This window comes from Lautropia dentalis (assembly GCF_003892345.1).
GTDB lineage: Bacteria > Pseudomonadota > Gammaproteobacteria > Burkholderiales > Burkholderiaceae_E > Lautropia > Lautropia dentalis.
The window spans coordinates 2,021,173-2,034,753 of the sequence record NZ_RRUE01000001.1 but is presented as its reverse complement, the minus strand read 5'-3'; the positions used below and the strand labels follow the sequence as shown (position 1 = coordinate 2,034,753).

General features: G+C 68.8%; 11 protein-coding genes. 6 read left to right on the top strand and 5 right to left on the bottom strand.

Translation table 11 applies throughout. The features are described 5' to 3' along the window. Positions 1-37: 37 nt before the first annotated feature. Complete coding sequence (gene ompR / locus EHV23_RS07890; protein ID WP_125095415.1) at positions 38-751, bottom strand: osmolarity response regulator transcription factor OmpR; 714 nt, start codon at positions 749-751, stop codon at positions 38-40. A 574-nt stretch (positions 752-1,325) separates the two neighbouring features. On the opposite strand from ompR, the gene tsaB reads away from it, so the two are divergent. The 3 genes from tsaB (at position 1,326) to EHV23_RS16045 (ending at position 4,275) form a co-directional block, all read left to right on the top strand. Beyond that, complete coding sequence (gene tsaB, locus EHV23_RS07885; RefSeq protein ID WP_125095414.1) at positions 1,326-2,303, top strand: tRNA (adenosine(37)-N6)-threonylcarbamoyltransferase complex dimerization subunit type 1 TsaB; 978 nt, start codon at positions 1,326-1,328, stop codon at positions 2,301-2,303. Next, a complete protein-coding gene (locus EHV23_RS07880; RefSeq protein ID WP_125095413.1) occupies positions 2,300-2,845 on the top strand; it encodes a GNAT family N-acetyltransferase in 546 nt (181 codons plus the stop codon). Before tsaB ends, EHV23_RS07880 begins: the two co-directional genes overlap by 4 nt. 488 nt (positions 2,846-3,333) lie before the next feature. Continuing rightward, a complete protein-coding gene (locus EHV23_RS16045; protein WP_420813035.1) occupies positions 3,334-4,275 on the top strand; it encodes a uracil-DNA glycosylase in 942 nt (313 codons plus the stop codon). 105 nt (positions 4,276-4,380) lie between these two features. Here the strand turns inward: EHV23_RS16045 and lplT are convergent, their stop codons facing one another. Beyond that, the gene (gene lplT, locus EHV23_RS07870) at positions 4,381-5,667 is read right to left on the bottom strand and encodes a lysophospholipid transporter LplT (protein ID WP_125095412.1); all 1,287 of its coding nucleotides are present in this window, start codon (positions 5,665-5,667) and stop codon (positions 4,381-4,383) included. A 304-nt stretch (positions 5,668-5,971) separates the two neighbouring features. On the opposite strand from lplT, the gene alr reads away from it, so the two are divergent. Both alr and radA read left to right on the top strand, forming a co-directional pair. Next, positions 5,972-7,108, top strand: coding sequence for an alanine racemase (alr, locus tag EHV23_RS07865; protein ID WP_125095411.1), 1,137 nt, complete (start codon positions 5,972-5,974; stop codon positions 7,106-7,108). A 141-nt stretch (positions 7,109-7,249) separates the two neighbouring features. After that, positions 7,250-8,611: a DNA repair protein RadA gene (gene radA, locus EHV23_RS07860; protein WP_125095410.1), complete on the top strand. Its 1,362-nt coding sequence runs from the start codon at positions 7,250-7,252 to the stop codon at positions 8,609-8,611. 223 nt (positions 8,612-8,834) lie between these two features. On the opposite strand, the gene hpnE is transcribed toward radA, so the two are convergent. From hpnE to hpnC, 3 genes are all read right to left on the bottom strand, one after another. After that, a complete protein-coding gene (hpnE, locus tag EHV23_RS07855; RefSeq protein WP_125095409.1) occupies positions 8,835-10,286 on the bottom strand; it encodes a hydroxysqualene dehydroxylase HpnE in 1,452 nt (483 codons plus the stop codon). A gap of 34 nt (positions 10,287-10,320) precedes the next feature. Further along, positions 10,321-11,187: a presqualene diphosphate synthase HpnD gene (hpnD, locus tag EHV23_RS07850; RefSeq protein ID WP_125095408.1), complete on the bottom strand. Its 867-nt coding sequence runs from the start codon at positions 11,185-11,187 to the stop codon at positions 10,321-10,323. Between the two features lie 85 nt (positions 11,188-11,272). Continuing rightward, complete coding sequence (hpnC, locus tag EHV23_RS07845; protein WP_238990332.1) at positions 11,273-12,208, bottom strand: squalene synthase HpnC; 936 nt, start codon at positions 12,206-12,208, stop codon at positions 11,273-11,275. A 232-nt stretch (positions 12,209-12,440) separates the two neighbouring features. On the opposite strand from hpnC, the gene EHV23_RS07840 reads away from it, so the two are divergent. Beyond that, positions 12,441-13,580, top strand: a complete 1,140-nt coding sequence (locus EHV23_RS07840; RefSeq protein ID WP_125095407.1) for an efflux RND transporter periplasmic adaptor subunit — start codon at positions 12,441-12,443, stop codon at positions 13,578-13,580. Position 13,581: the final 1 nt, after the last annotated feature.

Sequence of the window (13,581 nt, the reverse complement as noted above, 5' to 3'; positions counted from 1 at the left end):
TGCCGGCATGGCCCCCGCAGGCGAGAGCCAGACGGGCTCAGGCGGGCACGAACACGTAACCCACACCCCAGACCGTCTGGATGAAGCGCGGGTTCTGGGGGTCGGGCTCGATGAGCTTGCGCAGGCGGGAGATCTGGACATCCAGGCTGCGGTCGAAGGCACCATACTCGCGGCCACGGGCCAGCAGCATGAGCTTTTCGCGCGACAGCGGGATGCGCGGATGCCGCACCAGCACCTTGAGCACCGAGAACTCGCCGGTGGTGAGGTTGAGGCGCTTGCCATCCTGCGAGAGGGTGCGGGTGCCGAGATCGAAGACGAAGGGGCCGAAGGACACGGCGCCGATGTCGTGCATGGCGCCGCCCGGGCTGTCGTTGGTGATCTGGCGCCGAAGCACCGCATGCACCCTGGCCACCAGTTCCCTGGGGTTGAAGGGCTTCTGCATGTAGTCGTCCGCCCCCATCTCGAGACCGATGATGCGGTCGACATCGTCACCCTTGGCGGTGAGCATGATGATGGGGGTCCGGTCGTTGGCGGCGCGCAGCCGGCGGATGATCGAGAGTCCGTCCTCGCCGGGAAGCATCTGGTCGAGGATGATCAGGTCAAAGCTTTCGCGCTGCATCAGCCGGTTCAGCGAGGCCGAGTCGGCAGCAAGGGTGACCTCGAACTGCTGCTCCGTCAGATAACGGTTGAGCAGATCCCGCAGTTTGGCGTCGTCATCAACGACAACAAGTTTCCTGACGCTGGTGTTCATTTTTCGATGATATCGGGTTTCCTTTACCCGCTGACCAGTTTAGAGGCATCTGGTTGTGAAGATCCTTGTCTCTTCGGCAATCTTTTACCCGTAGTTACAAGGTCTGTAAAAACTCTGATTTTGTCGATTCTAAAACACCGTCAGATCCCGTTAAACCCGTGAGGCTCAACGATAACCTGAAACAGGTGCAGATGTTCGTGACATCACCACATTCCGGTCGGGTGACAGGGGATTCCCTGTGGGGGGAACGCGGGGAAGTCCCTGTATCTGTTTCAAAAAGCACAAAGACGCGACGCCTTGTCGCGCATGGCGACATGTTGCGTTGTTTGCCCCAACCGTCGGAATGCCTGTCGCCGGGGCCTCCTCGAGGCGTAACAGCTACCATCGCCACCGAATGGCAGATCGGCACGAAATCGCGCCAGATAGGGCTATTCTGCCCGAAAATGTAAGCATCCGGAACCCGCGGCCCGTTTGGTGGCCACAGTCGGAAACCCCTGGTTGTCCGGGATACGAACAGGGCAGCCGGGGCAGGCCCGGACACCGCGCAGGCTGCGCCAGCCGGTAGAATCGCGGGATGAATTCTCTGAGTCTGGCCCTGTCCATTGAATGGGACGATTGCACGGTAGCGCTGGCAGGTGAAGACCTGTCCGGAGCGGCCATCCCGGAAATCGCGCTGGGCGCCCGCGAACGGCTGGGCGTGCAGGGTGGTGCGCAGGCCTCGCGCGATGCCCTGACGCTGGTCAGGCAGGCGCTGGCGCAGGCAGGCCAGCCGCTGTCGGCCGTCCAGCGCTTTCTGGTCAACACCGGCCCCGGCGCCTTCACCTCGCTGCGCATCGCCGTGGGCCTCGTGCAGGGGCTGGCGCTACCCCGGCAGCGACCGGTCGGCGCCATCGGGGCCTTGCCTGCTCTGGCGGCCACCGTGCCGGAGTGGCGTTTTCCGCTGGACGAGGCATCCACCCCCTGGCTGCTGTGCGCCGCGCTGGATGCCCGGATGCACGAATGCTATTACGCCGCCTTCCTGTGTCGCCCGGGGCATTGGCCGGAGGAGGTTCTGGCGCCCGCCGTGGGCGCAGCCGAACAGGCCGCCAGCGCCTTTGCCGCGCTGGCCGATACCCTGCAGGCCGCCGGGAAGATCCAGGCCGTGCATCTGGCCGGCAGCGGGTTCGGGCCGGATTTTGCCGCCCTGCGGGAATGGGCCATGAAAACCGGGCAGGACGCCGGCCTGGCGGCCGCCCGCCGGCCCTCGGCCCAGGCCGTGCTGGCCGTGGCCGGTGCCCGGGGGGCGCCAGCCCTGCAGCCGGCCAGCACCCTTTGTCCGCTGTACGTGCGTGACCAGGTGGCCCTCGACCGTGAAGGCCAGCGCCAGCTGGCAGCCGCCCGCGAGGCGGCACGGCAGGCCGGAGTGCGGCAGGCAGCCCCGATATCACCACCTGTTCGCGACCCGGAAGCACACCCGGCCGCTATCCCCCCACGGCATGCCGAAGCGTCCCAGACAGCCCAGGCAGGTGACCATGGCGGTGCGTGCCACCAGCCCGGGGAGCACGCCGGGTGAAGGCAGCAGCGGACGTATCGCAGGTAGCTGCCCGATCACCATCCGGGCAGACGGCCGCCGGGCGACTGCGTGTACGGGCCATGACGGCGGCCGACCTGCCGGCAGTGGACGCCATCGAACAGGACGTGCAACCCTTCCCGTGGCGCAGCGGCCAGTTTGCCGGTGCGCTGGATGCCGGCTATCTGGCCTGGATCTTCACCGGAGCGGATCCGACGGCGCCGGTCGGCTACGCGGTGCTGGTGGGGGTTCTGGACGAATGGGAACTGCTTACCTTTGCCATGGCCCGCAGTCATCAGGGGCAGGGGCTGGGGGGCGAAGCACTGGATATCCTGCTGGCACACATTCGCGGGCAGGGCGGGCGCTGCCTGTTTCTCGAGGTGGCCAGCGCCAATGCGCCGGCTCTGAGGCTCTACCGCAGCCGGGGTTTCCGGACGGTTGGCCAGCGCAGGGCCTACTACCGCCACGCCGATGGCCGTACCGACGACGCCTGGGTGATACGCTGCGATCTCGTACCCGGCGACTCAGAACAGGACAGCCGATGACCGAAGAACAGCCTGCCGCGATTCCCTCGCCCCCGGCCGAACACAGGGCGGCCGACCCCGTGCTGACCGCCCGGCGGCGCCATGCCTGGGCAGCGCTCGGGCTGGGGCCGCTGTGGCAGCCGCGCGCGGGTGCCCTGCCCGGGGCGGGCGAACGGATGGCGGTGGATCCCGCAGCGCTTCAGGGGACGCCGGCACCTGACGGAATACCTGATGGATTGCCTGATGCTTTAGGGGCACCCGATGGCATGGCGGATGACGTGCCGGCAGACGCGCAGACCGGCACCGGGAATGTCTCGCAGGCGGGAACAGGTGCCCACCAACGGCAGGCTCAGGCAGGCGGGCAGGACCACCAAGGCGCCGGGCCTGCGAAAGGGGCAGTTCCCGAACAGACTGCACCTGCATCCGCACCGGTATCCGGTCCCCTGTCCGGATCTTCGAACACGCCCCATGATGTCACCCATCGGCAGCAGACGCCGGTATCCGGCTCCATGTCCGGTTCATCATCCCGGGAAGCGCACGGCAACGCTGTCGGGGAACCTGATACTGGCCATCCCGCCTGGGACGAAGACCAGGCGCTGGCCAGCTGGGATACCGAACCCTGGCAGGACGACAGCGGCCTCCTCGTACAGATACCGGTCTGGGACGACGCGCCTCCGGCGGCCACCGGCAGACAGACACCCCGGACATCACCGGTCGCAGGTTCCCGCGGGAGCGGCGATGCATCGGCCGCCGCGCCTGCAGGGATGGCGGACGCCGATGTCCCCCGGCCGCTGACCGAAGCCGAGCGCTGGATCCAGCTGCGCGAGGACGTGGCCGACTGCCGGCGCTGCCGGCTGTCGCAGACACGCACGCATACGGTGTTCGGCCGGGGCACGCCGCAGCAGGCGCGCTGGCTGCTGATCGGCGAGGCCCCCGGGGCGGAGGAGGACCGGCGCGGGGAGGCATTCGTCGGCCAGGCCGGCAGGCTGCTCGATGCGATGCTGGACGCAGCCGGCATCGATCCGGATGCCGAGGTGTTCATTGCCAACGTCCTGAAGTGCCGGCCGCCGGGCAACCGCAATCCGGAACGGGACGAGGTGGCTGCCTGCGAGCCGTTCCTGCACGAGCAGATCCGGCTGGTGAAGCCGGACTGCATCCTGCTGCTGGGGCGTTTTGCCGCACAGAGCGTGCTGCAGTCGGACCTGCAGATCGGCCGGCTGCGCAACAAGCTGCACCACATCACGCTGGATGACCGGCAGGTGCCGGTGGTGGTCACCTACCACCCGGCCTATCTGCTGCGCAACCAGCAGGACAAGCTGAAGGCATGGGAAGACCTCTGTCTGGCGCTGGCCACCGTCACCGAAGCGGCCGGTGAGCCGGTGACCATTCCCGAACCGGCCGGCAGGCGCACGACCGGTGGCCGCGCTGGCTCACCCCGGCGTCCGTCCTGATACGGTCGGGTGCCCGATATCAGGCGGGTTATCAGGCAGGTCATGCCACTGCGTGTGCGGCAACGCCTGGCAATGCCGGCTGCGGGCTTGCGCCTGACCGGGTATTCAGTGCGCCCCGGGCACGTTGCCGTGGTGCGGGTCTTCGCCGATCAGGTGCTCGGTGTCGTTGATGCGCTGGTTGCGGCGGTGCCAGATCATCACCAGCACCATGATGGCCGACACGGTGAGGCCGAACAGCACGGTCACCAGGTTGATGGGCAGGTTCAGCCAGAGCATCAGCGCGTAGAACAGCAGCATCACGAGGATGTTGAGGTTCTCGTTGAAGTTCTGCACGGCGATGGAATGGCCGGCGCTCATCACCACGTAGCCGCGGTGCTGGAGCAGGGCGTTCATCGGCACCACGAAGAAGCCCGACAGCAGGCCGATGACCAGCAGCACGATCATGGCGAGGATCTCGTTGTGCACGAGGCTCATGGCGGCCACGGCAACACCCATGGCCGCCCCCAGCGGCAGCACCCGCAGCGAGCGTTTGAGCGGCACCCACGAGGCGGCCAGCACCGCGCCCAGTGCCACGCCGAGGGCGACGATGCCCTGCAGGCGGGTGGCCTGGTCGAGCCGCATGTCGAGCTGGTGCTCGGCCCACTTCAGCACCAGGAACTGCAGCGAGGCACCAGCGCCCCAGAAGAGGGTGGTGACGGCCAGTGCGATCTGGCCCAGTGGATCACGCCACAGCGTGAGGTTGCAGCGCCAGAACGACTGCAGCAGCGACAGCGGATGCCTGGCGCGTTCCGGATAGCGGGCGCCGGTATCGGGAATGCGCAGGTTGATCAGTGCCGCCGCACCATAGATGCCGATGATCACCATCACCGCGGCCTCGGCCGGCGTGTCGATGTGGGTATCCAGCACGGGCAGGTCGAAGGACAGCAGCCAGGGCGCCACATGGGGCGAGATCAGCACGCCGCCCAGCACCGTGCCGAGGATGATGGAGGCCACCGTGGTGCCCTCGATCCAGCCATTGGCGGCCACCAGCTTCTCGGGGGGCAGCAGTTCGGTGAGAATGCCGTACTTGGCCGGCGAATAGGCCGCTGCGCCGAAACCCACCAGTGCATAGGCGGCCAGCGGCGGCAGCATGCCCAGCAGCAGGATGCAGCCCAGCAGCTTGATGGCGTTGGTGAGAAACATCACCCGGCCCTTCGGAATGGCATCGGCAAAGGCGCCCACGAAGGGCGCCAGCAGCACGTACGACACCACGAAGACCAGCTTCAGGAAGGGAATCAGCCAGTCGGCCGAATGGGCCTCGTTGAGCAGGGCAATGGCAGCGATCAGCAGCGCGTTGTCGGCCAGTGACGACAGGAACTGCGCGGCCATGATGGTGTAGAAGCCGGGTTTCATCCAGGCGGATCCCTTCCAGTCTTGGGGGCCGTGCGACGGGTCGTGCGACACGTCTGCGGCGGCCCATGTGGGTTTCCGGCACGCCACGGGCATGCCTCGCCCGCGATGATAACCGTACCCACCCGGCTGCGTGCCGCCGTCCCGTGTACGCGGGTAACAATCCAGCGCTGGAAATTCGGAAAATGGCCGCTGCGCCGCCGCCCCGTGTACGCGGGTAACAATTCGCGGCAGCGTGGTTCCCCGGCCGTGGCACCGGACGGACACCACTGCGGCCCCCGGCCGGACGTGCCGTTATCATCACGCCATGCCGCGAAACCTCACCGCCACCACCCTGACCGGCGCCATGGTCCACAACCTGGCACGGATGCGAACACTGATCGCCGAAGCCCACCAGCCCACTCCGGGCGGCGCCCTCCAGGTCCAGTCCCGCCAGGACACCCGGCTCTGGGCCGTGGTCAAGGCCGACGCCTACGGGCACGGGTTGCTCAACGCCCTGCAGGGCTTTGCGGCAGCCGATGGCATGGCACTGCTCGAATTCGAGGGGGCCCGCCTGCTGCGCGAGCGGGGCTGGACACGGCCGGTGCTGATGCTCGAAGGCCCCTTCGATGCGGGCGACGTGCGACAGGCCGCACAGCAGCAGCTGACGCTGGCCATTTCGCAGCCCCGGCACCTGCAGTGGATTGCAGCGGCCGGTCAGCCGGTGCAGGTGTATCTGAAGATCAACACGGGGCTGAACCGGCTGGGCGTGACACCGGCGGCGCTGCCGGCCTTTCTGGATGCACTGCTGGCCACACCGAACGTGCAGCTCGCCGGCTGCATGACGCACTTTGCCAACGCCGACAGCCCGGGCGGTGCCGACACGCCGCTGGCGGTGTTCGATGAGGCCGTGGCGGCCGTCTCCGCCCGCCTGCCGGCGGGCAGCGAACTGGCGCACTGTTCGGCCAATTCGGCCGCACTCTACACGCTACCGGCGTCGCTGCAACACTGGGCGCGTCCGGGTATTGCCCTCTACGGTGCCAGTCCCTTTGCCGGACGGCGGGCGCCGGAACTGGGGTTGCAGCCCGCCATGCGCCTGCAGGGCGAGATTCTGGCGGTACAGACACTGGCGCCGGGTGAGGCGACCGGCTACGGCGGCCGTTTCGTGGCCGAGTCCCCGATACGCATCGGCATCGTCGGCTGCGGCTATGCCGATGGCTACCCCCGCGTGGCGCCCACCGGTACGCCGGTGGCCATCGACGGGGTGCGCAGCCGCACGCTGGGCCGGGTGTCGATGGACATGCTGGCGGTGGATCTGACTCCGGTGCCGCACGCCGGGCCGGGCACCCCGGTGGAACTGTGGGGCGAGCAGGTCTTCATCGACGAGGTGGCCGAATCGGCCGGCACGCTCGGCTATGAACTGATGTGCGCCATCACCGCCCGGGTACGGCGCCAGACCGGCTAGCGTGCAGAGGCTGAAGCGTCCATGACACGCGTGCGGATCCGCACCGTCAGCGCAGAGACCGTACGATCACACCCGCATACGATTACCACCGGCCCGGCCTGATCCGAACGGACAGGCCCCGGCTCGCCCCGGAACGGATTCATGAGCAAAACCCAGTTCGTCTGTCGCGACTGCGGCAACACCACCGCCAAGTGGCTGGGCCAGTGCCCGGCCTGCCATGCCTGGAACACGCTGGAAGAATTCCGCGTGCCGAAAAAGCCGGCAGGCGGCGGCCGGCCCACCACCGGCATGCTGGCCGAGACCTCGACGGTGGCGCTGCTGTCGGACGTGCCGGTCGATACGGTACCGCGGCTGCCCACTGGGCTGGCCGAGTTCGACCGCGTGCTGGGCGGTGGCATGGTGCCCGGCTCGGTGGTGCTGATCGGCGGGGATCCGGGCATCGGCAAGTCCACGCTGCTGCTGCAGGCGCTGGCCCGCATGTCGCAGGACCAGCCGGTGCTGTATGTGAGCGGCGAGGAATCGCTGGCCCAGGTGGCGCTGCGGGCGGCCCGGCTAGGGATCGACGGCCGGACGCTGCCGATGCTGGCCGAAATCTCGCTGGCGCATATCACCCAGGCCATTGCGCAGGTCAGACCGGCCGTGGTGGTGATCGACTCGATCCAGACGATGATGAGCGATGACCTGACCTCGGCGCCCGGCAGCGTGTCGCAGGTGCGCGACTGTGCGGCCCAGCTCACGCGGCTGGCCAAGCAGCAGGGCGTGGCGGTGGTGATGATCGGCCACGTGACCAAGGAAGGGGCGCTGGCCGGCCCGCGCATTTTGGAACACATGGTGGACACGGTGCTCTATTTCGAGGGCGACAGCCATTCCACCTACCGGCTGATCCGTGCCATCAAGAACCGCTTCGGCGCAGTGAACGAGCTGGGCGTGTTCGGCATGACCGACCGCGGGCTGAAGGCGGTCACCAACCCGTCGGCACTCTTTCTGTCGCAGCATGCCGATCCGGTGCCAGGCTCTTGCGTGCTGGTCACGCAGGAGGGCACCCGGCCCCTGCTGGTGGAGATTCAGGCGCTGGTGGACCAGTCGGCCGGCGGCGCGCCGCGGCGGCTGTGCGTGGGGCTGGATCCGATGCGGCTGTCGCTGCTGCTGGCGGTGCTCAACCGTCACGCGGGCATTCATTATCACGACCAGGACGTGTTCCTGAATGCCGTGGGCGGTGTGCGCATCACCGAGCCGGCGGCCGACATGGCGGTGGTGCTGGCCGTGCTGTCGTCGCTGAAGAACCGGCCGCTACCGCCCGGCCTGGCCGTGTTCGGCGAACTGGGGCTGGCCGGCGAAGTCCGGCCGTCACCCCGCGGACAGGAACGCCTGCGCGAGGCGCTGAAGCTGGGCTTTTCCCGGGTGATCTGCCCGAAGGCCAACGCGCCACGCAAGCCGCTGGCCGGGCTGGAGGTGGTGGCGGTGGAACGGATCGGCGAGGCGCTGGAGCAGGCCTGGGACTGAGCGCGCGTCCTGAAGCAGGTTATGGATTCATCGGCCCCCGCGCTGGCCCCGCCGTGTGCTGACAGGGCGCCGCACAGGCGAGGCTGGCCGATCAACGAGGTGAAAATCGGCACCGGCGAACCGCAGGGCGCCGCGCAGGCGGAGCTGCTCGTCTTGCCAGGCAGGGCAGCGCCGGCAGTGTGCAGATTCGGCGACGGGCCATGACTGCTGGCGTGTGCCGTTTTCACACCCCCGAAAGAATGATCTCCGCTGCCATTCGCCCGCTGCGCACGGCCCCTTCCAGCGTGGCCGGGTAGCCGCCGTAGCTGTAGTCGCCGGCCAGCGCCACGCCGGGCAGTTGCGGCAGCAGGGAACCGGGCGTGACCAGCGGGCGGTCATCGGTACATGAGAACGTGGCGCGCTTTTCGTGGATAAGCACGATGTGCTCGGCCGGTGGCAGGCCCATCACCGTGGCCAGCTGTTTCTGCAGCCCGGCACGCAGGGCATCCTCGCCCTGGGCCATGGCCTCGCCGCTGTCGCTGATCACCAGGGCGCCCAGATGCCATCCGGCCCGGCGGCCCCGGTCGAAATACCAGTGGGCCGGCTGGGCCTTGCCCTGGGCATCGACCAGCGAGAACACGGGCGGCAGCCGGGTGGGCAGCGCATGGTTGCCGGCCCGCCAGCCCACATAAGCGGTGGTGATCGGCCGCCAGCCAAAGCCTTCCAGTGGCGCCAGCGAGGCCGGAGGCGCCAGATCGGCCAGCAGGCGCGCCGCCGTCCATGGCGGGGTGGCCAGCACCAGATGACGGGCACGCAGCTGCTGCTCGCCCGCCGAGGGATCGAAAGCGCGAAGCAGATAGCCATGATGCGGCCGGGCCTGGAGGTCCACCCGGATCTCGCGCACCGGGGTGCGCAGCCGTACCGGGCAGCCATGGCGCTCCAGCCAGTCCACGGCCGGATCGACGAAGAGGGCAGCAAGATCCTGCCCGGCCAGCACGAAATCGCTGGCGGTGGGGGCCTGGCCGAGACTGTCGCGCAGCACGCGCAGGAACACGGTGGCCGAGGCCAGCGCCGGCGGGGTGTTCATCGCACTGATCACCAGCGGATCCCATAGCTGTTGCACGAGCCGCGCCGGCTGGCGCGTGTACTGGTACCACTCGGCCACCGTGCGCACGCCCACCGGGGGCCGCCAGCCGGCCGCCCGGGCACGAAACAGCGTCCAGACCAGCTGCAGGCGATCACCCCGGGAGAGCCCGCGGGACGTCAGCACCGCCGCCAGCAGCGACAGCGATTCGGCCAGCTGGCGGCTCAGCGAATCGGGAGTGCCGGCCGCCAGGACATGACGGCGGCGGCGCAGCTGCAGGCCGGCTGCATTCTCGAGCCGCAGCGGCAGGCGATCCATGCCCTGGCCATCGAGCCAGGCCACCAGATCGAGCGTGTCGCGATAGGCCCCCAGCAGCAGGTGCTGGCCGTTGTCCAGCGCGATGCCGTCGGTATCGGGCCAGGGCAGTACCTGCCGGCGGGCCCGCCCGCCCGCCTGGGGCGCGGCCTCCAGCACGCGGACCGGTACGCCGGCCTGCCGCAGGTGCAGCGCTGCCGACAGGCCCGCCCAGCCGGCGCCGATGATGATGACCGGGTCCATCGGCCGCGTCGGCGGGGTATGCCGGGCGTGCCGGTCGGAAAACATGTGTCGCATGATGTGCGTGGGTGATCAGAGCATGCCGTGTCGGTCATGAGGCGATGCGCGGCGCACGCCCGGTGGCCCGGGTTCTGCAGGCCAGCCAGAACTTGCGCAGCGGTGTCAGCGCGATGCGCTGGTTGAGCACGGCGTAGCCGCTGCGTTCGATCTCGTCGAGCAGCGCCACGTAGATGGCCGCCATGATCAGCCCCGGGCGCTGGCGGTTGCGGTCGACTTCCGGCAGGGCGGCAAAGGCTTCCCGGTAGGCATCGCGGGCCCGTGCGGCCTGTTCGGCCATCAGCGCCCGGAAGGCCGGCTGCTCCTCCAGCCCGGCGCGCCCGGACAGGAACTGCTGGCGGCTCAGGCCGTGACGGATCAGATCCTGCTGTGGCAGATAGACACGGCCCATGCGGGCGTCCTCACCCACGTCGCGGATGATATTGGTGAGCTGGAAGGCCAGGCCCAGCCGGTCGGCGTAGACCAGCGTCTGTGCATCACTGTAGCCAAAGATGCCGGCCGACATTTCGCCGACCACACCGGCCGCGCGGCGACAGTAGAGTTTCAGGCTCTCGAAATCCAGATAACGCACGTCGTCCAGATCCATGCGCATGCCATCGATCACTTCCATCAGCTGGCGGCGCTGGATGCCGAAGGGCGCCAGAAAAGGCTGCAGCGCACGCGTCACCGGGTGGGTGGGCGCGCCGGCGTACAGGTCACGCACCTCCTGCGCCCACCAGTCGAGCTTGCGCCGGGCCACGCCGCGGTCCCCCTGGGAATCGGCCACGTCATCCAGCTCGCGGCACCAGGCATAGAGCGCGGTGATGGCCCGCCGCCGTTCGGGGGGCAGGAACAGGAAGCTGTAATAGAAGCTCGAACCGCTCTGTACCGCCTTGTCCTGGCAGTATTCGTCAGGTGTCATGGATCAACCGCGTGGAAGAAAAACCCGTAGCCCGCATTGTCCCTGCCTGCGCCTGCCGGAGCAAATCGGCCAGCCGGGTCAAAGCTCACCGGCGCCGCGGCCGCAGGGCCAGGCCCAGCAGGGCCGGTGCATCACGCCAGCCGAGGGCAGGGCGATGGGCGACGGCATCGTAACCGGCACCGGCGATCCGGTCCAGAATCCGCTGCCCGCCGGCGATGATGAAGCGCAGTTCGGCCGCCAGGCGCCACGGCAGCCGGGCAGTCAGGCCCACGCCCGACTGCAGCTGTGCCTGCGCGCGCTGCCATTCCCGCTGCACGGCCAGGCGGCTGGCCGCCCCCAGACGCCCGGCGCGGGCTTCGGCCAGCAGCTGCGCGGCGCTGCTGCCGGCGGCCGCCAGCGTCTCTTCGGGCAGATAGACCCGGTCCTTGCCGGCATCGATGCCGATGTCCTGCAGGAAGTTGATGCGCTGCAGGGCGCTGCAGATGGCGTCCGCCTGCCCGCGGTTGTCGGGGGTGTCGGCGCCGTAGAGCTGCAGCATCAGCCGTCCGACCGGATCGGCCGAGCGGCGGCAGTAGTCCTGCACATCATCGGCACGGGCATAGCGCGTCACGCGCAGATCCTGCCGGAATGCGTCGATCAGGTCGCGAAAGCACTGCCAGTCCAGCCCGTGGCGGGCGGCCGGCGCCATCAGCCCGTCCACCACGGCGATGCCGCTGGGTGTGCCGCGGCTGGCCTGCTGCACCGCGGCATCGAGCGCCAGCAGGGCGGCCTCGCGCGCCACCACCGGGGCATCGCCCTCATCGGCCAGATCGTCGGCATGCCGCGCAAAATGATAGACGGCCACTACCGCACCCCGCAGCCGGGCCGGCACCAGCCATGACCCCACCGGAAAGTTCTCGGTGTGCTCGACGGCATGCCAGGGACTGTGCGCGGACGGCCCGGAAACCGGGCCGGCCGGATGCGACGGGTCGGCGGACGACGGCATTGGCTGCCCAGGGTCGGGGGCGGGCGATGTATTCATGGCGCGATTGTATCCACGCGTCCAGGCGCGCTGTTCCAGGCGGTTTGCGGGAACATACCCGGAGCCTGTGACCGTCTTGCCAGGCAGGGTACACGCGCCAGGCACCATGGCAGATCACGCCCGCCATCATAAAGGGGGCATGAAGTATTCATGAACGGTTGATGAACAAAGATGGCACAATGTCTAACCAACCAGTCAGTTACAACCGGTCATACATCCGGGCATCTTCCTCATGCCTCCGTTTCTGCGCACACTGCCTTTCTTTCTGCTGGTGCTCCAGGCCCTGCTCGCAGGCTGCAGCCCAAAGCCCCAGCCCCACGAGGAGCCGCCCCGGCCCGTCCTGTCGGAAACGCTCACTCCCGGTCCGCTGCTGGCCAGCTGGACCCTGGCGGGTGACGTGCGTGCCCGCACCGAAACCGCCTACGCCTTCCAGACCGGTGGCCGGGTGATTGCCCGTCCCGTGGATGTGGGCGACCGTATTCATCCCGGTGAGGTACTGGCCCGGATCGATCCTGCCGACCTGCAGCCGCTGGTCAACGCCCGGCGCGCCGAACAGGTGGCGGCCCGCAGCGAGCTGAAGCTGGCCGAGGCCGATCTGGGGCGGGCCGAACGCCTGCACGCCCGCAACTTCGTCAGCAGCGCCAATGTCGACCGGGCCCGCGCCGCCGTCGATGTGGCCCGCTCCCGCCTGAAGGCCGCCACCGCGCAGCTGCGACAGGCCGACAACGCCTTCGGTTACCGCAACCTGACCAGTGAGGTGGAGGGGGTGGTCACCGCAGTGCATGTGGAACCGGGGCAGGTGGTGGCGCCCGGCCAGCCGGTGATGCAGGTGGCGCGACAGGGCGACGTGGAAGTGGCGGTGGCCATTCCGGAGGCCGAGCTGGGCCGGGTCCGTGCCGTGGAACAGTGGGAGGTGAGCTTTGCCAGCCTGCCGGGCCGCCACTGGCAGGCGCTGCTGCGCGAACTGAGCCCATCGGCCGACCCCGCCTCGCGCACCTATGCCGCCCGGCTGGCGCTGCTGGGTGACACCCGGGACGTGGCACTGGGCATGAGCGCCACCGCCCAGCCGGATGATCCCGGCGAACCGGTGCTGAGCGTTCCGCTCTCCGCCCTTTACAGCCGCGATGCCGGCACCTGGGTCTGGGTGATCGACACAGCGAACCAGACGGTCCACCAGCGGGCCGTGCAGCTGGGCGCCACCAGCGGCAACCGCGTCGTCATCACCCGGGGGCTGCAGGCGGGTGAACAGGTGATCACGGCCGGCGCCAACCTGCTGCGCGACGGACAGAAGGTCCGTCTGCAGCGTGGCATACCGGCTGGCACCGGCGATGCGGCCAGTGCAACGAAGGGCACCGGCCGGGGAGGGCAGTGAT